Genomic DNA, 19,451 nt, shown 5'->3' on the forward strand with positions numbered 1-19,451 from the left:
ATGATTTTATTCTACCTTTTTGATATAATACTATGGAATACTATCACAAGGAGAGAACGATGTCATTTGACGGATTTTTTTTACACCACATGGTTGAGGAATTGCGAAGAGAGTTAGTGAATGGTCGCATTCAGAAAATCAATCAGCCTTTTGAACAAGAATTAGTCTTGCAAATCCGTAGCAATCGCCAAAGTCATCGCCTGCTCCTTTCTGCCCATCCAGTTTTTGGACGCATTCAGCTGACCCAAACAACTTTTGAAAACCCAGCCCAGCCTTCTACCTTTATCATGGTTTTGAGAAAATATTTGCAGGGTGCCCTGATTGAGTCGATCGAGCAAGTGGAAAATGACCGTATTGTGGAAATGACAGTTTCCAATAAAAACGAGATTGGAGACCATATACAGGCTACCTTGATTATCGAAATTATGGGGAAACACAGTAATATTCTACTGGTTGATAAAAGCAGCCACAAAATCCTCGAAGTCATTAAACACGTCGGTTTTTCACAAAATAGCTACCGCACCTTGCTGCCTGGGTCTACCTATATCGCTCCGCCAAGCACGGAATCTCTCAATCCTTTTACGATCAAGGATGAAAAGCTCTTTGAAATCCTACAAACACAGGAAACGACAGCTAAAAACCTTCAAATCCTCTTTCAAGGTCTGGGACGCGATACGGCAAATGAATTGGAAAGGATACTGGTTAGTGAAAAACTTTCCGCTTTCCGAAACTTTTTCAATCAGGAAACCAAACCATGCTTGACTGAGACTTCCTTCAGCCCAGTTCCTTTTGCAAATCAGATGGGAGAACCATTTACCAGTCTTTCTGATTTGTTGGACACCTACTACAAGGATAAGGCTGAGCGCGACCGTGTCAAACAGCAAGCCAGTGAACTCATTCGCCGTGTTGAAAATGAACTTCAAAAAAATCGTCATAAGCTTAAAAAACAAGAAAAAGAGTTACTAGCGACAGACAACGCTGAAGAATTTCGCCAAAAAGGGGAATTGCTGACAACCTTCCTCCATCAAGTGCCTAACGACCAAGACCAGGTTATCCTGGACAACTACTACACCAACCAACCTATCACGATTGTGCTGGATAAGGCTCTGACTCCCAACCAGAATGCCCAACGCTATTTCAAACGCTACCAGAAACTCAAAGAAGCTGTCAAATACTTGACTGACCTGATTGAGGAAACCAAGGCAACCATTCTCTATCTGGAAAGTGTAGAAACCGTCCTCAACCAAGCTGGGCTGGAAGAAATCGCTGAAATCCGTGAAGAATTGATTCAAACTGGTTTTATCCGCAGAAGACAACGGGAGAAAATCCAGAAACGCAAAAAACCAGAACAGTATCTGGCCAGCGATGGCAAGACCATCATCTATGTCGGACGCAACAACCTACAAAATGAGGAGCTTACCTTTAAAATGGCCCGCAAGGAGGAACTTTGGTTCCATGCCAAGGACATCCCTGGAAGCCATGTTGTCATCTCAGGAAATCTTGACCCATCCGATGAAGTCAAGACAGACGCGGCAGAACTAGCCGCCTACTTCTCTCAAGGGCGCCTGTCAAATCTGGTTCAGGTGGATATGATTGAAGTCAAGAAACTCAACAAACCAACTGGTGGAAAACCCGGCTTTGTCACTTACACAGGACAAAAGACCCTCCGTGTCACACCAGACCCCGAAAAAATCGCATCTATGAAAAAATCCTGATTCGACTTGAAATCAGGATTTTTAGCTTATACTCTTCGAAAATCTCTTCAAACCACGTCAACGTCGCCTTGCCGTATATATGTGACTGACTTCGTCAGTCTTATCTACAACCTCAAAACACTGTTTTGAGCAACCTGCGGCTAATTTCCTAGTTTGCTCTTTGATTTTCATTGAGTATTATACTCAAATCATATCCAATTATAGGACTAATCTTTGCCACCTAGTTTCTCATTGATTTTCATCATCACACTAGCAATTTTCTCGCCCCAATAAGGGTCTGAGGCATATTCCACATTCATACCCGATGCCTTGTTTCCAAGGAAAGTTCTGCCCCTATCGATATAATTTTCCTTAATCCACTTGGTTGCACCTAAAATTCCCTTATCCACATCATCAAATGTCTTGGCAGAAAGGTAAGGGGTCGTATCATAGGCTGTAATTCCAAAGAAATTATTCTTATCTTTGGCAATCTTACTTCGTCCCCAATCACTTTCTAAAGCACTATGAGCAAGAAGATAGAGGGCATTGATATGGTAATGTTCTTCGGCTTCCTTAAAGGTAGCTCCCTTATTTTCCAAGAGACTATTGTCAATATTTAACAGACTAAATACCTTATCCAAATCTTCAGCACTGTAGTTTGTAGCCTCTGTCAAATCTTTGAAAAGGAAGGGATTTTCAAGCTTAAAACCATCAAAATGCAACCCATCTGCCGAATAATATTTCTTGCCTACTTCCATATCAGAAAGATGAGAAGCTACTGGGATACTAGCATTCTGAGCCACATAGTGATAAAAACGATGTCCATCACTCTCATAATAAGGGATAAAATCCTTACTAGCATCTAGTGCTTGTAAATCTTCTGTTTTCATATAGCCTGACAAACCAGAGACAGTAATAGCCAGGCGCTTATCATCACTCTTTCTGTCCTTGTCTAGCCAGACGACACTGCCTTGTGATATATAGGATAGCTTTTCACCATCTGCATTATAAATATTGGCTGTGACAGGCACTACTTGATAATAAGCAGCATTTTCATTTGTAGCTTTTTCTCCAAGCCATTTACCATCGCTTCCAAGCTGATGACCATCAATAGTCTCGTTTTTTGCCATATAGCCGCCGGATTTGAAGTAGTACCAGGCTTGACTTTTAGCATCGTATAACCATTCTTTATCAGCCATTTTGCCATCAGATTTGAGGTAAAACCATGACTCTTTATCCCAAATCCATTCATTGACTGCCATATAGCCACCGGATTTTAGATAATAATAGTGACCATTTTCGAAAATCCATTCTTTCTCAGCATGATTTCCAGTTTCTTTGATGTAAAACCAAGATTGGTATTGTTTGTCAAAAAGCCAACCTTGCTGTACTTTGGCGCCACTGGCATTCACATAAGCCTGGCCAATCCACTGACTTGTCAGTAAATAACCACCAGATTTAAAATAATAGTCCTTCCCTTTAATTTTAAGCCATTCTTTCTCTGCGTGTTGTCCATCTGCTTTGATATAAAACCAAGAGTCATATTGAGAATCAAATACCCAGTCTTCTATTACCTTGGCACCTGTTGCACCGACATAGGAAGCTCCTAGCCAAGCATTTCTTTTCATCTTTCCATTTTGGTCAAGATAATAGAAGGCTCCCTTGTCTTCTACCCATTCTGACTTGGCCATATAGCCACCAGATTTTAGGTAAAAATAATCATCACCTTGTTTCAGCCATTCATTTTCAGCATAGTTGGCATCTGATTTTAAATAAAACCAAGATTGATAATGAGCATCAAAAACCCACTCATTAGTTGCTTGACTACCATCCGCTTTCAGGTATTGTTTTCCTTGCCAAGTACCATCACTGGCCATTACACCCTCTGGACTAGCTAAGAAAAATAGCAGAGCTAAAAAAATAAATCTTACTTTCTTCATTAACCTTCTTCCTCTGTTCTTATTTATTTTATTGTACCAAAATTCTCTGAAATTCATATTACAAACTAATAAAAAATCAAGAACAGATTGATTGCAGTTTACTTCAGAGATTCTTTTACTTCCTTGCGTAGATCTTCTAGACTGCTAATAGCGTATTTGTCCATGACTTTTGGCAGATTTTCAATAATATCAGGACAGGCATATGGATTGGTAAAGTTAGCTGTTCCAACTCCGATGGCAGAGGCTCCAGCTAGATACATTTCTAGGGCAGCTTCAGCCGAATCTACTCCCCCCATTCCAATGATGGGTAGGTCTGTTGTTTGAGCTACCTGACGGATGAGTTTGAGGGCTACTGGAAAGACTGCTGGACCAGACATGCCACCTGTTCCATTGGCCAAGATTGGTTTTCTTGTTTTGAGGTCAAAGCGCATACCAACAAGAGTATTAATCATGGTTAAGCCACTTGCCCCTGCATCTTCTGCTGCCTTTGCGACGGTGACAATATCCGTCACACTAGGGGTTAGTTTGACATAAACTGGCACATCTGACGCCTCCACAGCTGCTTTCACCACATCATATGCCAGATCTGGATCTTGACCAATCAAAAGTCCGTGATTACAGTGATCTACGTTAGGGCAAGAAATATTGAGCTCAATAGCTTTCACATTAGCTGCCTTGGAAATACCATGAGAAACAGCCGCATACTCTTGTTTTGAAAAACCAGCTACATTGGCGATAATAGGAAGATTTGGATACTCTCTTTCTAGCCAAGGTAACTTTTCAGCCAAAACAACTTCCAAACCAGGATTTTGCAAACCGATTGCATTGAGCATACCAGCAGGCGTTTCTGCCACCCTTGGAGTAGGATTGCCAAAACGAGGTTCAAGGGTCGTTGCCTTAATCATAATGGAGCCCAAAAGGTCTAAATCATAGTACTTGGCATACTCTTGGCCAAAACCAAAACAGCCTGATGCTGGTATAATAGGATTTTTCAAATCCAAGCCTGGTAGAGAAACTTGTAAACGATTTCTAGTCATGATTTTCTCCTTACAATACAACTGTTCCAGTACGGAAAACAGGGCCATCTTCACAGACACGTTGGCTGACGGTTTCACTATCTGGGACTTTTAGGACGCAGGCATAGCAAGCCCCCATCCCACAAGCCATACGAGATTCCAGAGATAGATAGGCTCTTGGATGGTCATAAAAGGTTTGATTGATAAACTTCATCATTCCAGGCGCCCCACACGAATAGACGGCGTCAAAATGAGTATCTAAATCATTAATGACAACTGAAACATTTCCTTTAGTGCCATAAGAACCATCATCTGTCGTTACAAAAACCTGACCATATTGGGCTAATTCCTTTTCGAGAATAACAGCATCCTTGTTGGCAAAACCGAGAACTGTCACTACTTTCACTCCACGTCCATACAATTCCTTGGCCACTTCAAGCAAGGGAGGAACACCAATCCCCCCTCCAACAAGGAGAACCTGGCTCTGCTCATCTAGGTCAGACAAATCAAAACCATTCCCCTGAGGACCCATCACATCAAGAGTATCTCCCTGACTTAATGCTGAGAAAATAGCGGTCCCAGCTCCTTCAATCCGATAAATGAGATGACACTGCTTGTTTACCTTGTCAATAGATGAAATTGAAATAGGGCGGCGCAAGAGATGAGCATCATCGGGAACACGCAGATGAAGAAATTGGCCTGCTCGCATGGCTTCAACCATTTCTCCTTCTAGGACTAATTCAAAGATTGCTGGCGCAATTTCCTCCTGTGCAACCACCTTCATGGTTTCCAAGCGAATAGCACCCAAACGTTTCTTACATGTGGGATTCATGACTTTTCCTCCTTAAATTTTAAGGGGACCAGACAAAGAAAAGACCTTGCTAGTGCAAGGCCTCAGTTAAAATCGTACAACAGAAGAGAGCACACTCAAAAAGTCTCCTCTAGAAAATTGTACTATTCTTTTATCTGACACCTTGTGAGTCTCTCTGGACTCCCCTTAAAGGTTAAATTTTTATTAGTATACTCTTTCAGCTAAAAAAAGTCAAGTAGAAAATGAAGATTCTACTTGACTTGACGAGATTATTTTTCACGAATAACTTCGACCTTATAACCATCAGGGTCTTTGACAAAGTAATAGTTAGGTGCAGTTCCTGGTAGACCATTTGGTGCAGTCACTTCATAGCCTTTTGCACTGTGCTCTTGATGAAGAGCTTCAAGATCAGGTGTACTGAGGGCGATATGAGCAAACCCATCTCCTACCACATAAGGGCCGTGATCGTAGTTATAAGTCAACTCCAACTCATAGTCGTCACCTTCAAGTCCTAGATAGACAATCGTGAAGGCATGATCTGGAAAATCTCTGCGGCGCAATTCTTTAAAACCAAAAGCATCTTGATAGAATGCGATTGATTTTTCAAGATTTTCTACTCGCAAGCAAGTGTGTAGCATTTTTGAAGCCATATTTTTCTCCTTTATTTTCAAAAAGACTGGGACAATCCTGTTCCAGTCTCATCAATTATTATTTAGCAAGTTTTGCTTTAGCTGCATCTGCAAGAGCTGTGAAAGCTGCTGCATCGTTAACAGCCAAGTCAGCAAGCATTTTACGGTTAACTTCGATCTCAGCCAATTTCAAACCATGCATCAATTGTGAGTATGAAAGTCCGTTCATACGAGCTGCCGCATTGATACGAGTGATCCACAATTTGCGGAAGTCACGTTTTTTCTGACGACGGTCACGGTATGCATAGTAGTAAGAGTTCATTACTTGTTCTTTTGCAGTACGGAACAAGATGTGTTTAGCTCCATAGTAACCTTTTGCTAATTTAAGAATACGTTTACGACGTTTGCGTGATACAACGCCACCTTTAACACGTGCCATGTTTTATTTCCTCCAAATATTTCCTAGAATTGTTTACTTACAGTCAAGCTATTATTTCAAGCGAGTAAGCATTGCTTTGATACGTTTGTAATCTCCTGAATGCACCATAGATGCTTTACGAAGATGACGACGTTGTTTCTTAGTTTTTCCGTGGAAACGGTGAGAAGTGTAAGCACGGAAACGTTTAAGTCCACCAGAACCTGTACGTTTGAAACGTTTAGCTGATGCGCGGTGTGTTTTTTGTTTTGGCATGATTTTTTCTCCTTTATTTAACTTTCTGACAATTATTTTTTGTCAGTCGCTGGCGCCAATTGCATGAACATTTGACGTCCATCCATTTTAGCACGTTGTTCGATGATTGCAATATCTTGAGTTGCTTCAGCAAACTCGGCTAAAACTTTTGCACCAATCTCTTTATGGGTAATCATACGACCCTTAAAGCGAATAGATACCTTAACTTTATTTCCTTTTTCAAGGAATTTGCGTGCATTGCGAAGTTTTGTATCAAAGTCACCCTTGTCAATCGTTGGACTTAGACGAACTTCTTTGACAGTAACAACACTTTGTTTTTTACGTTGTTCTTTTTGCTTCTTCTGGTACTCAAATTTGAACTTACCGTAGTCCATAATTTTTGCAACAGGCGGTTTGGCTTGGGGTTGAATCAATACTAGATCAACATTAGCGTTATCAGCCAAAGCTTGTGCTTCACTGAGTGGCTTGATGCCTAGCTGTTCACCTTCAAGACCAATCAAGCGAACTTCACGTACACGAATCTCATCATTGATGAATAAGTCTTGCTTTGCTATGGTTTTCACCTCTTTTGTTTTATTAGAGAAAAACAATAGCGGACTCGTAAATATACAAGCCCGCACGTTATGATAGCGTTTCTTAGAAACTTTTCATCCGTAGGGCCAGGCAACTTGATGTCACAAGGCGAGAAGCTCTCACTTCTGCTTTTCTCAACTTTTATATGATACCAAGTTTTCTATCCCTTGTCAAGATAAAAAGTTATTTTTTTGAAAAGTTTGTGTTTATATTTTAGATTGGTTTCCACATCAAAGAGAGAGAACCAAATTGATTCCCTCCCTATATTAGTTTTTCCTTATCTTCATCTTCCGTATAGGAAAGCTAAAGTCTATTAAAAAATTCTTTTTTATGTGAACTTCCCCATCTTTCGATAAATAGAATCCCCACTAACAAAAGGATAATCAGGCAAGGAAGTAAAACTAGCCCCATGTCCCAATTTAGATTGACATTATCAATTTGCTTAGGTAATCTTCCAGATAAAATCTCCACTGAACGCAAGTAAGTAAAGGGAATCAGATGTGCAATCCTTTGAAGAGGCTGAATTGTTTGGATGCCAAACAATAAGCCAACAATCCCAATGAGTGAAAGAAAGAGTACAGGCATTTTTTGCTTGAAAAAGTAAGCAATCAAATACACAACTTCCACAATGACGATAAAGGCTAAGAAAGCTAAGAACAAGCCAGGAAATAACACATCCTGTATCTTTCCAATAGTTACCTCTTGATTCGTTAAGTTATAAATCGGGTAGGGATAATCTAACTGTCCAAAACCACTTATCAGACTTCCCACTAGAAAAGAAAATCCACTGATTCCGATAAACAGCACAGTTACATAACCCACTCCAACTCCAAGAGAGGACATGGCAAATGCCACTTTTGAAAAAGGATATAACTGAGCTATGTCCAGATGATTTTGATATCTTTCTGCAAATAGTTGCGTTAGCATAAAAATAATAGCAATCACAAACAAGGTTGGGATAATAGCCTCTAAAATCCAGACAATCTGATCAATCCCGTGGGTCGGATAATCTAAATTGTGCGCTTTTATGTTCAAGGGATATAGGGCTTGGTAAGTCTTTCGTTCGCGGTCAACCGCCATTTTTAAGTCAGAACTAGCAGTCGGTTCCTTTGATAAAATTTCATAACTCTTCTCTACATCTTGCCACTGCAAATAGTAGGCTTCTTTCCAGCGTCCTTCTTTTAACAAAGCCAGAATTTCTTTCTTTTGCGTCAAAAGATTTTTTTGCGATTCTAAATTAATTTTAGCAATCTGGTATTCCTCCGAGTTGGTATCAGAAATTTGGGAGAGTTCCTCTTCATATTCATTGATGACTCTCTCATCTTTTACAAGACGGGTTTCCAACTCGCTCTCCAAGCTGACGGAGTTTGCAGTCTGACTATTAAAATAAAAGGTAACACCGAGTCCAGATACAAATAAAGCTAAGATAATCCAGTTTAAGCGACTTTTGAAAACTTTTTTTAATAAAAATAGACTAACATCTTTCATAAACTAAACCTCTTCTATTTGCCCCTGATGAATGGTTACTACTCTATCGCAGACATCAAGCAACTCTTCCTTATAGTGGGAACTTAAAAGAACCAGCTGTTCTTGTCTATCGATTTGTGCTAGCCTATCAAAAAACTTCTGACGATAATACTCATCTAAGCCATTTGTAATCTCATCCATGAGCCAGCATTTGGCCTGACTGAGGAAATACATGGCAATCACCAAGCGTTGCTTCATGCCTAAGGAATACTTGCGAATGGGAAGTCTGACATAGTCCGACATTTCCCAGTAATCAATTTCATCCCTCAAGTTTAGGTCTGACTTCCAGATGTTTTTGATAAGGCGAAGATAGTCCATCCCACTTAAATTTTCATCCAGCCATTCAATGCTTTCATAATAAAATAAAGAAGGAGGGGCTACAATATTTCCACTACTTATAGGAATTAAATTGCTAATGGCGCGGAACAGTGTCGTCTTTCCAGAGCCATTGATAGCAAGAATACCATAAATCCTACCCTTTTCAAATGTAAAATCAACATCTTGTAAGATGACTTGTCGCGTTTTTAAGGTCACATGAGTAAGCTGCAACATATCTAGCCCTCCTTTTTATCACTCTTTAAGAATTAATAGCCTCCGCTGTAGTAGTTTAGTACCTCATAACGATCGTAATTCCAACCACTACCAACTGGATACTCAGAATAGCTATAATAACGAAACCATGATGGATCGTTAGTATAGCTATATCTGTGGTAATTCATACTAGACTTATAGTAGGTATTCCAATCATACCGATAAGTTTTAAGAACGCTCACAGCATATATACTGGACTGAAAAAGACCAATGGATTATAAACTAACTAATTAAACGATTTTTGCTAATTTTTAATGGTTTTATATCATTAAAAATGAAGACGTTTTCATTATATCGTTTTTATCATTATTATGCAACAGATTTTTAGTTTATTTTACTAATATATAATATTTGTCCTTCCTATCGAACGCTTTCGATTTTCCAACTTTTCCAACCTTTAAAGCGTATAGCTCCTTGTTGGTCAGTTCGATATACTTTGCTATTGATACCTTCCAGTCGTGTCAAGGTTTCCTGATGGGGTAGTTTCGTTCGATTGTTCTTTCCAACTGAGATGAGAGTGATCTCTGGTTTGAGCTGTTCTAGAAAGACTGAACTTGATGAATTTTTAGAACCATGTTGACCAGCTTTCAAAACATCCACTTCTAGGTCAAGATACTTCTTCAACAATTCCTTCTCTCCTTTCTCCTCCAAATTTCCAGTGAAGAGAAAGTGCTTATCCAAGAGTTTTCCATACAGAACTAGGGAGTCTTCATGACCTCCATCTCCCATTTTTCTTGGAGATAGGACTTCTAACTGGCTTCCGAAAATTGGCAAGTTCTCTCCTACTGTCACACTACGCACCTTGGTTTGAGTAGTCTGTAGTTCTGCCACAAATTCCTTCTGCTTCAGACTGCCTTTTGATACTAAAATTTCACCTATATGGAAAGCCTTGGTCACCTCCAACAAATCACTAACATGTTCCTTGTCCGTATTGGTCAAAATCAGCTGGTCAATCTTGGCTACTCCTCGACTTTTGAGATAGGGTATCAAGGTTCTCTGGGCATTGCTGGTCGTCACCTTTTCTTGCCAATCCTCAATTTTCTTGCTAGACTCTGCCTTACCACCCACATCTATGAGAATGGTTTTCCCAGTTATATCCCGTAGGAAAATACTTTCGCCTTGCCCCACATCCAGCATGGTAATTTCATTTTCCAGTGGATGCTTGGTAAGGAAAAAGAGACCTGTAATCAATAAACTCAATACTGCTAGCCTTTTAATGTTTTTCCTCAAATCATAGACTAAAGCCAAGGAAATTAACAATAAAATTAAAAGCCATACATTGGGTTGTCCAAAGACCATAGGCCTACTTGCCAGCTGCGATACCAAGCGAATCATCCCCTCCAACCATTCAAAAATAAAATTCAGCTGAATGACTGAATAGAGGAAGGAAAGGGCAAATAAGATAGACAAGAGCGGTAAGAAAACCAAGTCAAATAGAAAGGAAAAGACAAAGGTCAAAAGAATAGACCAAGGCTGAAATTCTGCAAAATAAAAGGATAGAATGGGTAATATTCCCAAGGAAATGACTAGACTTTCTCTAGCAACAGCCTTGAGCCCCTCTCCTTCTTTGCTGGTCATGGTCAAGATAAAAGCATAGGCGCAGGACAAGACACCTCCTGCTGTCAAGAAAAAGTTGGGCATGACGATAAAGAGGACAAGCACCGTCAAGGCAAAATTATCCAAGCCTTTAACCCCATGTTGAGCCAGTAGCTTCTGCAAGAGACTTCGAATGACCGATGCTGAAAATCCTGTCAGCCCTGCATAAATAAGGGAAAAGGGATAAGTCAGCCATTTCAACTTTTCTTGGGTCAAGCCCAATCGCAAAAGAAGCTTCTTAAATCCATCCATGAAAAATCCTACCTGCATACCGGACAAGGCAAAGAGGTGGATAATTCCTAGACTGGAATAAAGCTCATTCATCTCCTCAAAATCTGTGTCCAGATGTCCCAGCAAGAGCCCCGTCATGTAGTTGCGCATAGGGTCTGGAAAGTGCGTCTTAATCCAAACTACAGCCTTTCGACGTAAACTAGACAGGTTTTCACCTATATCCCAACTGCCAACCTTTTGAAGTGACTGGATTTTTTTGATATTGAGAGTCTGGTAAATTCCCTGAGTCTTCAGATAGGCTTGATAGTCAAAACCACCAAAATTTCTCTGCCCTTCTGGTTCTGAAAGTTTTCCTTCAAGTTCTATCTCATGAAGATCTGTTAAGACTTGAAATTGTTCTTTTTCATTCTCGGACTGAAGCTTATAGTAAACTTGGAAGGTACGGCTGTCAGCCTTGCCACGAAAGGATAGACTGTCACCATTGACCTTAATAGTGTCAGGCAAAATCCGCACCCTCTCAACAGAATCCGCTAAGTTTTGACTCGCTTGACTCTGTTGCCAATTTTGAAACAGAAACCAGAATCCAAAGATTCCGCAAAGCAGTAGAACTTTACTAGCTGATTTCCACGAAAATTGGAAAAAAAGACAGACTAGCAGAAAAACGAACCCCAACAAAGCAAGATAGGATGCTGAGAAAATAGCGTAGTAAAGCCAGAGCAATAGAAAACTCAGATAGATTAGGGGAAGGGGGAAATTTTTAATCCACTGCAACATAGTCTTTTAACTTTTCTATAGTCTTGGCACCAATGCCAGAGACCTTTTTGAGCTCGTCTACTGACTTGAATTTCCCATTTGACTCACGATGGTCGATAATGTCCTGAGCTCGTTTTCCTCCCAGTCCCTTGACCTGTTTAAGCTCTTCCAGACTGGCCTTGTTGAGATTGACCTTCTTTTCCTTGCTTGTTGAAGAAGCCGTCCCAGAACCTGCCTGCTGACTAGCTGATTCTTCTCCCTTAGTGGGAACGTAAACCAGAGCCTCGTCACTAACTTTCTGAGCTAGATTAAGCGACTTGCTGTCTGCTTGCTCTGTCAAGCCACCCGCCTTTTGAACGGCATCATTGACCCGACTACCTACGGGCAAGTCATAAATTCCTGGCGATTTGACAGCACCTTTGACATCTACTGTGATTAGATCTTGTTCAACCGGTTCTTCCTTCACTTCCTTTTCGGTCGATGAATCCTTGGAAACAGCTGCAACTTCTGCCTGCAAATTCGTTTCTTTGACAGGTGTGTGTGGAGCTGGCTTTAGTAGGAAAAATCCGCCAACAAGCAGGCCCAGACCAGTACAGATGACAATGATTTTATACTCTTTTATTTTCTCGATAATTGCTTCCATATTTTCTCCTCTCTTAGATTATTCGTAGGAGGAAGAAAAAACAGTTGAAAATTTCTTCTCAACTGCTTATTTATTTGCAAAATAGTCTTCCTTGGTCAAAACATAATGAACTCTTGTCACGATTCTGCCTTCTTCATGCTGGTCCATACAAGCATATGGTTCTGCATATAAAAAACGCATGCCTGATTTCTCCATGATCTTTCCAGATGCAGGATTGTCCTTATCGTGAAGGGCGGTCAACTTGTTCATTCCGATTTTCTCAAAAGCTAGCTCAATTACGGCACGATTGGCTTCTGTCGTCAATCCTTGATTCCAATATTTTTTATTGATAATGTAACCAATAGCTGCCTTCTTAAGAACAGAATCAATCTTGTGCAAGTCAATGGTTCCAATAAATTTGCCATTGCATTTCAGTTCTATTCCCCAACTCCCTAATGGATTGGCTAAATAAAACTGAGCAATATTATTTTTAGTTTCTTCTAAATTTTGATTGGTTAGAAAAGTGTAACCTGTATTATCCTTATCCGAGGCATACTCAAACATAGCTTCCGCATCATCCAAAGTTACAGGTCTAAGCAATAAACGCTCTGTCTCCACTATCGGATACTGGGCTAGTTTTAAAAAGATTGATTCCATAGGATTCCACCACTTGAAAAGTTTCTAACTAATATAAGGATATTTAATGAAACATTTAAAAAGCAAATTTATACTTAGCATTGAGATAACTTTAAGTACAAAAGAACTATCCTTCAGACAGAGGTTGAGACTCTAATCCTTCACTCTCTTCTTTTTTAACCGGTACTGGTTCATAAGCTCGGATAATCTGAGCGACAACTGGGTGGCGAACCACATCCTTAGCTGAAAAATGAACAAAGTCAATCTGATGGATGTTCTTTAGTTTCTCTTGGGCATCAATCAAACCTGACTTGACATTGCGTGGCAGGTCAATCTGACTGATATCTCCATTGACAATCATCTTAGAATGAAAGCCTAAACGCGTCAAAAACATCTTCATCTGCATGATAGTCGTATTTTGCGCCTCATCGAGAATGACAAAGGCATCATCCAAGGTTCGTCCACGCATGTAGGCAAGAGGTGCAATCTCGATAATTTCACGTTCCATGAGACGAGTCGTTTGATCTTTTCCCAGAATCTGATACAAAGCATCATAAACAGGTCTAAGGTAAGGATCTACCTTCTCCTTAAGGTCTCCCGGAAGAAATCCAAGACTCTCTCCAGCTTCTACTGCTGGACGAGTTAGGATAATTCGCTTGACCTGCCCACGTTTAAGAGCTGTCACTGCCAAGGTCACTGCAAGAAAGGTCTTCCCTGTCCCTGCTGGCCCAATTCCAAAGGTCACATCGTGCTGTTTAACACTATCCACATAAAGTTTTTGACCCAAGGTTTTGACACGGATAGGCTTCCCAGTATTGTCTTTGATGATTTCTTCTTCGTAAAGGGCGACAAATTTATCAATTTCATCGTTTTTGACCATGCTAATCGCAGTCACCACATCTGGCGTACCAACGGTCATCCCACGATTTACCAAGACCATGAGAGCTTGAATAACCTGACGGGCTTCCTCACAGGCAGTCTCTTCTCCCAAAACCTGCACAATCTCCGTACGAGCATGAATCACCACATCCAGCTCTTCTTCCATCAAACGAAGATGGCGTTCATTGGAACCAAAAAGATGAAACAGGTCATCTGGATGACTCAGTTGAATGTCTATTGAATGTTCCTTCAAATAAAGAACCTCTCTAATCCTTTTATTTCTTTTTATTATAGCAAAGGGGTGGAGAAATTACTAGCCCAAACCCAATGAATCATGCTAGTGTTCTAAGTATTCTTGCCAGATAGCGTCAAAGTCTCCTAGATTGAAAGAGAAACTGGCATGTTCTTCCAGAAAGCGACTCACCTCATCAAAATCATCTGTGTGTTTTGGAAAGGCTGATTCTTCAAAAGCGAGGTCTGCCAAGATAGCCTTGGGACTGTTACTTTTAGGATTGCGCTCGGTCATGAGCCAAGTGTAAAATGATTTTCTCATAAGTCACCCAAGATCAACTCTGTCCCAAACTGGTCTTGCTTGATTTTACCAGCCTTCATCAAGCCACCAAGTGCTTTCTTGAACTGACCTTTAGAAATACCAAAGGTTGCCTTGATATCCTCAGGGGATGACTTATCATTCAAGGTCATAAAACCGCCATTGCTTTCCAAATAAGTCAAAATCATCTGGGCATCATTTTCCAACATTTCAAAAGAACGTGGTTTGAGGGAGAGGTTCAACGTGCGGTCCACTTCACGGAAACCAATAACGCGCGCATCTAATACTTGCCCCAAACGTGGCTCTGCGTAGCGCTCGCTAGGATGGATAAAGCCAAGCATGTTATTTTCTGGTAGGTAGACAAAGGTTCCTGACAGCTTGAGTCGGTAAACAATGGCTGGCCAGTTTTGGTTCTGCATGTTGTTGTAGGCAGGACGAGCCAGACGTTGAAAGTCTTCTTGATAGGCCAAGAGACCCCAGATACGGTCTTTCTTGTCCACTTCAAGACGGATGTAGAGTTGGTCTCCCTTCTTAGGCCAGAGTTCCTTAAGCTCAGGGAGAATATCGAGTGACACAACGATTTCCTTGTCAGGAAGGCCTGTATCTACAAAGACACCCAAGTCCTTACGAACTTCTGTGACACGACCCCAACCAAATTGATCCTGAGTAGCAGTCACTTCTAGAGTGGTCAAGCGTAGTTTTTGCTTCATATCCGTATAAGCAAAACCTTTGACCGTATCCCCTACTGTATGTTGACCTTCTTCCTTGGAAAGTGCATAGGTCTGACCATCCTTTTGCACAAAGTAGAAACGGTCATTTTCATCGATGATGAGTCCAACGATAAAACTTGCAAGATTTGTATTCATATTTCCTTCTTTCGAATAAAACTCAGCCAGCAATGCCAACTGAGTTTTTCTGTTTATTTTTAGACTTCCAAAAGTTCTTTCTCTTTGTTGGCAGTCATGTCGTCGATGTGTTTGACAGCATCGTCTGTTACTTTTTGAATATCTTTTTCAAGAGTCTTCAATTCGTCTTCAGTGATTTCTTTTGCTTTTTCTTGTTTCTTGGCTTCATCCATAGCATCACGACGGATATTGCGGACAGCCACTTTAGCATTTTCGCCGACCTTCTTCACTTCTTTAGCAAGGTCACGACGAGTTTCTTCTGTGAGAGCAGGGATAACCAAACGAATGACTGAACCGTCGTTAGCTGGTGTGATACCAAGATCAGAAGCGTTCAAGGCACGTTCGATGTCTTTCAATGAAGACTTGTCAAATGGTGTTACCAACAAAACACGCGCTTCTGGAATGGTAATTGAAGCGATTTGGTTAAGAGGAGTTTCTACTCCATAGTATTCTACATGTACACGGTCGAGCAAACTTGCGTTGGCACGACCTGCACGGATACCACCAAATTCACGAGCAAGTGATTGGTGAGACTGGGTCATTCTCTCTTTAGCTTTTTCAATAATTGCGTTAGCCATAATCTTTCTTATTCCTTTTCTTCGATATTATTTGAAACTGTTGTTCCGATATTTTCACCAAATACGACACGTTTGATGTTGCCTGGTTGGTTCATGTTGAAGACAACCAAGTCAATGTCGTTATCCATTGAGAGGGTTGAAGCTGTTGAGTCCATGATACGAAGACCTTTATTGATAACGTCACGATGGGTCAATTCTTCAAACTTAACGGCCGTCTTGTCCTTCTTAGGATCGGCATTGTAAACACCGTCGACACCATTTTTAGCCATAAGGATAGCATCCGCTTCGATTTCAGCTGCACGAAGGGCCGCTGTTGTATCGGTTGAGAAGTAAGGTGAACCAATTCCGGCACCAAAGATAACGATACGGCCTTTTTCAAGGTGACGAAGGGCACGTCCACGGACATAAGGCTCTGCCACTTGTTGCATAGCAATAGCTGTTTGCACACGTGTATCAACCCCAACTTGTTGCAATGAATCTGCCATCACAAGAGCATTCATAACAGTCCCAAGCATTCCTGTGTAATCTGCCTGAACGCGGTCCATTCCTGCTTCTGCAGCAGGTTCACCACGCCAGAGATTTCCTCCACCGATAACAAGGGCAATTTCGATACCTAAGCTATGAACTTCTTGAATCTCTTTTGCGATTGTTTGAACTGTTTGGATATCAATCCCTACGCCACGTTCACCGGCAAGGGCTTCACCTGATAACTTGATTAAAATACGTTTATACTTGGGATTCGCCATTTTCACTCTCCTTTTTTTATCCTACCTATTTTATCACAATTTCTAAGATTTTTATAGTATCATGAGCAATTCTTTCAAAAAAATTAGACTGTTAAAAATTCCTCTAAATCACTGAGGGCACGCTCAGCAATTTTTTCATAACGAGCCTTCTTATCACGGATACGCTCGCCTTCTAACTCCTTGATAATACCGAAATTGACATTCATGGGTTGGAAATGTTTGCTATCTGCATGAGTGATGTAATGAGCTAGGCTTCCAATCGCTGTTGTCTCTGGGAAAATAGCCTCACTTTCACCTTTGAAGAGTCGAGCCGCGTTAATACCTGCAACTAAGCCTGATGCTGCGGACTCTACATAGCCTTCCACACCCGTCATCTGACCAGCAAAGAAGAGATTTGGTTGTTTCTTAGAACGGTAGGTCTGTTCAAGGAGATTTGGTGAATCCATGTAAGAATTGCGGTGCATGACACCATAACGAACAAACTCCGCATTTTCAAGGCCTGGAATCATTTGGAAGACACGCTTTTGTTCTCCCCATTTGAGGTGGGTCTGGAAACCGACGATATTGTAGAGACTACCAGCCGCATTGTCCTGACGAAGTTGGACAACCGCATAAGGTGTTTTAAATTCGCCATCACGAGGTCCTGTGTAGTCGTCCGGATACTCAAGACCGACTGGTTTCATAGGTCCATAAAGCATGGTTTTAATACCACGTTTAGCCATGACTTCGATAGGCATACAGCCTTCAAAGTACTTTTCTTTTTCAAAAGAATTAAGCGGTGCTTCTTCCGCATTGACCAAGGCTTCATGGAAATCCATAAACTCTTGCTTGGTCATTGGAGCGTTGAGATAAGCGGCTTCTCCCTTATCATAACGAGACTTGAGATAGACCTTGCTCATATCGATAGTGTTGACATCGATAATAGGCGCTGCCGCATCGTAGAAATAGAAACCATCGCCGTCATTAAGAGAATGAATCTTTTCAGCCAGGGCATCACTAGTCAAGGGACCAGTAGCGACAACCGTAATAACATCTGTCGACAATTCTGTAATTTCATCACGAACCACTTCAATCAAAGGATGGTTGGCCACTTTTTCGGTCACCATTTGGGAGAAACCATCGCGGTCCACCGCAAGCGCACCTCCTGCAGGAACACGTGTAGCTTCAGCAGATTCCAAAATGACTGAACCCAAGCGACGCATTTCTTCCTTGAGAAGCCCGACAGCATTTGTCAAGGCATCCCCACGAAGGGAATTAGAACAAACTAACTCAGCAAAATTGTCTGTTTTGTGTTGAGGTGTTGACTTGACACCACGCATTTCATAAAGTTTAACTGGAATACCACGTTCTGCAATTTGGTAGGCTGCTTCAGAACCTGCCAAACCAGCACCGATAACATTGATATAAGATTGAGACACGACACTAATACCTCTTTGGGAGTGTAAAGACAAGGTTCACATTGAAAAAGCCAACCGAACTTACTCGCTTTCGAATTTCTAGGCTCAGGCTGAAAAAGTCCCCCGGACTTTTTCACTCCCACAAATCTTTCTATTTTTTTCTTCTACTAGTATAACAAAAAAAGGGAAGAAGGCAAACTTCCCTGTTTAGTCATTTTCTTGATTTTCTTCCCAGTCGTGGTAGGCAGCGTAGAGCTGGCTTTTATTCCACTGGTAAATCTTAGCAACTTCCTTAATAGCTTGGTTTTTCTTCATGCCTTGCTGGATGCGAGATTGGATTTCTGAAAACAAGTCCTCCTCGTCCTTCTCCTCCACATCTTGGCTGGCACCCTCAACAATGAGAAGGCATTCGCCCTTGAGTGGTGTTTCAGCTATGTTTTCCAACAATTCAGAGATCTTTCCTCGTTGGTATTCTTCATAGATTTTGGTCAATTCTCTGACCAAGACTACCGAACGATCACCGTAGACTTCTAGCATATTTTCCAATGTATCTGCCACACGATGGGGCGATTCATAGAAAATTTGTGTTTCAGGATAGTCTTTTTTTGAGTCGAAAAATTGTTTTTGCTGGCCTGATTTTCTCGGTAAAAAGCCGTAAAAGATATGGGGCTGCGGCGCTAGACCACTGGCAATCAAGGCAGAAATTCCTGCAGAGGCACCTGGAACAGTCACAACCGCAATTTCTTCCTCAATGGCTGCCTTAACTAAATCATGACCAGGGTCTGAGATGCTAGGCAGACCCGCATCAGAAACCTGAGCAATACTTTGCCCTGCTTTCAGGAAACCAATCAAATCAGGAATTTTTTCCTTAGCATTATGCTCATGAAAACTGATCTGCTTTGTCTGAATGTCGAAATGCTTGAGCAAAAGACCTGTATTGCGCGTATCCTCAGCTGCAATCCAGTCCACTTCTTTCAAGGTCTGAATAGCTCGAAATGTCATATCATCTAGATTGCCAATCGGCGTTGCTACTAGGTACAGCTTGCCATAGGGAGACTGCCCCTTAAAACTTTTTTGAATCTGCAT

General features: G+C 41.1%; 21 protein-coding genes and 1 other annotated feature. Of the genes, 1 reads left to right on the forward strand and 20 read right to left on the reverse strand.

The features are described 5' to 3' along the window. Positions 1 to 59 precede the first annotated feature (59 nt). The gene (pavA, locus tag SP4011_RS07060) at positions 60 to 1,715 is read left to right on the forward strand and encodes an Rqc2 family fibronectin-binding protein PavA (protein WP_338618497.1); all 1,656 of its coding nucleotides are present in this window, start codon (positions 60 to 62) and stop codon (positions 1,713 to 1,715) included. A gap of 206 nt (positions 1,716 to 1,921) precedes the next feature. Here pavA and SP4011_RS07065 read toward each other — a convergent pair whose 3' ends face one another. The 20 genes from SP4011_RS07065 to rsmI all read right to left on the reverse strand — a co-directional run bounded on the left by SP4011_RS07065 (position 1,922) and on the right by rsmI (position 19,451). Then, the gene (locus SP4011_RS07065; RefSeq protein WP_338618499.1) at positions 1,922 to 3,691 is read right to left on the reverse strand and encodes a glucosaminidase domain-containing protein; all 1,770 of its coding nucleotides are present in this window, start codon (positions 3,689 to 3,691) and stop codon (positions 1,922 to 1,924) included. Positions 3,692 to 3,732: 41 nt separating this feature from the next. Continuing rightward, entirely contained in the window at positions 3,733 to 4,719 is a 987-nt protein-coding gene (locus SP4011_RS07070; protein WP_338618500.1) for a dihydroorotate dehydrogenase, read from the reverse strand. Then, entirely contained in the window at positions 4,682 to 5,482 is an 801-nt protein-coding gene (locus tag SP4011_RS07075) for a dihydroorotate dehydrogenase electron transfer subunit (RefSeq protein WP_338618503.1), read from the reverse strand. Before SP4011_RS07075 ends, SP4011_RS07070 begins: the two co-directional genes overlap by 38 nt. 248 nt (positions 5,483 to 5,730) lie before the next feature. Next, a complete protein-coding gene (locus SP4011_RS07080; RefSeq protein ID WP_061759792.1) occupies positions 5,731 to 6,111 on the reverse strand; it encodes a VOC family protein in 381 nt (126 codons plus the stop codon). A gap of 58 nt (positions 6,112 to 6,169) precedes the next feature. Further along, a complete protein-coding gene (rplT, locus tag SP4011_RS07085; RefSeq protein ID WP_003003310.1) occupies positions 6,170 to 6,529 on the reverse strand; it encodes a 50S ribosomal protein L20 in 360 nt (119 codons plus the stop codon). Positions 6,530 to 6,580: 51 nt separating this feature from the next. Beyond that, the gene (gene rpmI / locus SP4011_RS07090; RefSeq protein WP_001125943.1) at positions 6,581 to 6,781 is read right to left on the reverse strand and encodes a 50S ribosomal protein L35; all 201 of its coding nucleotides are present in this window, start codon (positions 6,779 to 6,781) and stop codon (positions 6,581 to 6,583) included. A 32-nt stretch (positions 6,782 to 6,813) separates the two neighbouring features. Further along, positions 6,814 to 7,344 (reverse strand): translation initiation factor IF-3, encoded by a 531-nt coding sequence (gene infC, locus SP4011_RS07095; protein WP_000848180.1) that lies wholly within the window; start codon positions 7,342 to 7,344, stop codon positions 6,814 to 6,816. 15 nt (positions 7,345 to 7,359) lie between these two features. Beyond that, positions 7,360 to 7,491, reverse strand: a sequence feature (ribosomal protein L20 leader region). Between the two features lie 166 nt (positions 7,492 to 7,657). Further along, positions 7,658 to 8,842, reverse strand: a complete 1,185-nt coding sequence (locus SP4011_RS07100; protein WP_338618507.1) for a hypothetical protein — start codon at positions 8,840 to 8,842, stop codon at positions 7,658 to 7,660. Between the two features lie 3 nt (positions 8,843 to 8,845). Then, positions 8,846 to 9,433, reverse strand: a complete 588-nt coding sequence (locus tag SP4011_RS07105; protein WP_084588538.1) for an ATP-binding cassette domain-containing protein — start codon at positions 9,431 to 9,433, stop codon at positions 8,846 to 8,848. 32 nt (positions 9,434 to 9,465) lie between these two features. Beyond that, positions 9,466 to 9,654 (reverse strand): hypothetical protein, encoded by a 189-nt coding sequence (locus tag SP4011_RS07110; protein ID WP_338618510.1) that lies wholly within the window; start codon positions 9,652 to 9,654, stop codon positions 9,466 to 9,468. 178 nt (positions 9,655 to 9,832) lie between these two features. Then, positions 9,833 to 12,073, reverse strand: a complete 2,241-nt coding sequence (locus SP4011_RS07115) for a DNA internalization-related competence protein ComEC/Rec2 (protein WP_338618512.1) — start codon at positions 12,071 to 12,073, stop codon at positions 9,833 to 9,835. Next, positions 12,057 to 12,695 (reverse strand): helix-hairpin-helix domain-containing protein, encoded by a 639-nt coding sequence (locus tag SP4011_RS07120; protein WP_000387326.1) that lies wholly within the window; start codon positions 12,693 to 12,695, stop codon positions 12,057 to 12,059. The genes SP4011_RS07115 and SP4011_RS07120 overlap by 17 nt, the downstream gene beginning before the upstream one ends. 66 nt (positions 12,696 to 12,761) lie before the next feature. After that, complete coding sequence (locus tag SP4011_RS07125) at positions 12,762 to 13,331, reverse strand: GNAT family N-acetyltransferase (protein WP_338618513.1); 570 nt, start codon at positions 13,329 to 13,331, stop codon at positions 12,762 to 12,764. 106 nt (positions 13,332 to 13,437) lie between these two features. After that, positions 13,438 to 14,442, reverse strand: a complete 1,005-nt coding sequence (locus SP4011_RS07130) for a PhoH family protein (protein ID WP_000658197.1) — start codon at positions 14,440 to 14,442, stop codon at positions 13,438 to 13,440. Between the two features lie 84 nt (positions 14,443 to 14,526). Beyond that, positions 14,527 to 14,742, reverse strand: a complete 216-nt coding sequence (locus tag SP4011_RS07135) for a YozE family protein (RefSeq protein ID WP_001232084.1) — start codon at positions 14,740 to 14,742, stop codon at positions 14,527 to 14,529. Then, complete coding sequence (gene cvfB / locus SP4011_RS07140; protein WP_173229089.1) at positions 14,739 to 15,605, reverse strand: RNA-binding virulence regulatory protein CvfB; 867 nt, start codon at positions 15,603 to 15,605, stop codon at positions 14,739 to 14,741. The genes SP4011_RS07135 and cvfB overlap by 4 nt, the downstream gene beginning before the upstream one ends. 59 nt (positions 15,606 to 15,664) lie before the next feature. Then, positions 15,665 to 16,222 (reverse strand): ribosome recycling factor, encoded by a 558-nt coding sequence (gene frr / locus SP4011_RS07145; protein WP_001262225.1) that lies wholly within the window; start codon positions 16,220 to 16,222, stop codon positions 15,665 to 15,667. Between the two features lie 8 nt (positions 16,223 to 16,230). Further along, the gene (gene pyrH / locus SP4011_RS07150) at positions 16,231 to 16,968 is read right to left on the reverse strand and encodes a UMP kinase (protein ID WP_000002996.1); all 738 of its coding nucleotides are present in this window, start codon (positions 16,966 to 16,968) and stop codon (positions 16,231 to 16,233) included. 83 nt (positions 16,969 to 17,051) lie between these two features. After that, positions 17,052 to 18,386 (reverse strand): methylenetetrahydrofolate--tRNA-(uracil(54)-C(5))-methyltransferase (FADH(2)-oxidizing) TrmFO, encoded by a 1,335-nt coding sequence (gene trmFO / locus SP4011_RS07155; RefSeq protein ID WP_281058207.1) that lies wholly within the window; start codon positions 18,384 to 18,386, stop codon positions 17,052 to 17,054. A gap of 186 nt (positions 18,387 to 18,572) precedes the next feature. Continuing rightward, on the reverse strand, positions 18,573 to 19,451 hold the full coding sequence (rsmI, locus tag SP4011_RS07160; RefSeq protein ID WP_176139753.1) for a 16S rRNA (cytidine(1402)-2'-O)-methyltransferase: 879 nt from the start codon (positions 19,449 to 19,451) through the stop codon (positions 18,573 to 18,575).

Origin of the sequence: Streptococcus parapneumoniae, assembly GCF_037076355.1 — a bacterium.
Taxonomy (GTDB): Bacteria; Bacillota; Bacilli; order Lactobacillales; family Streptococcaceae; genus Streptococcus; species Streptococcus parapneumoniae.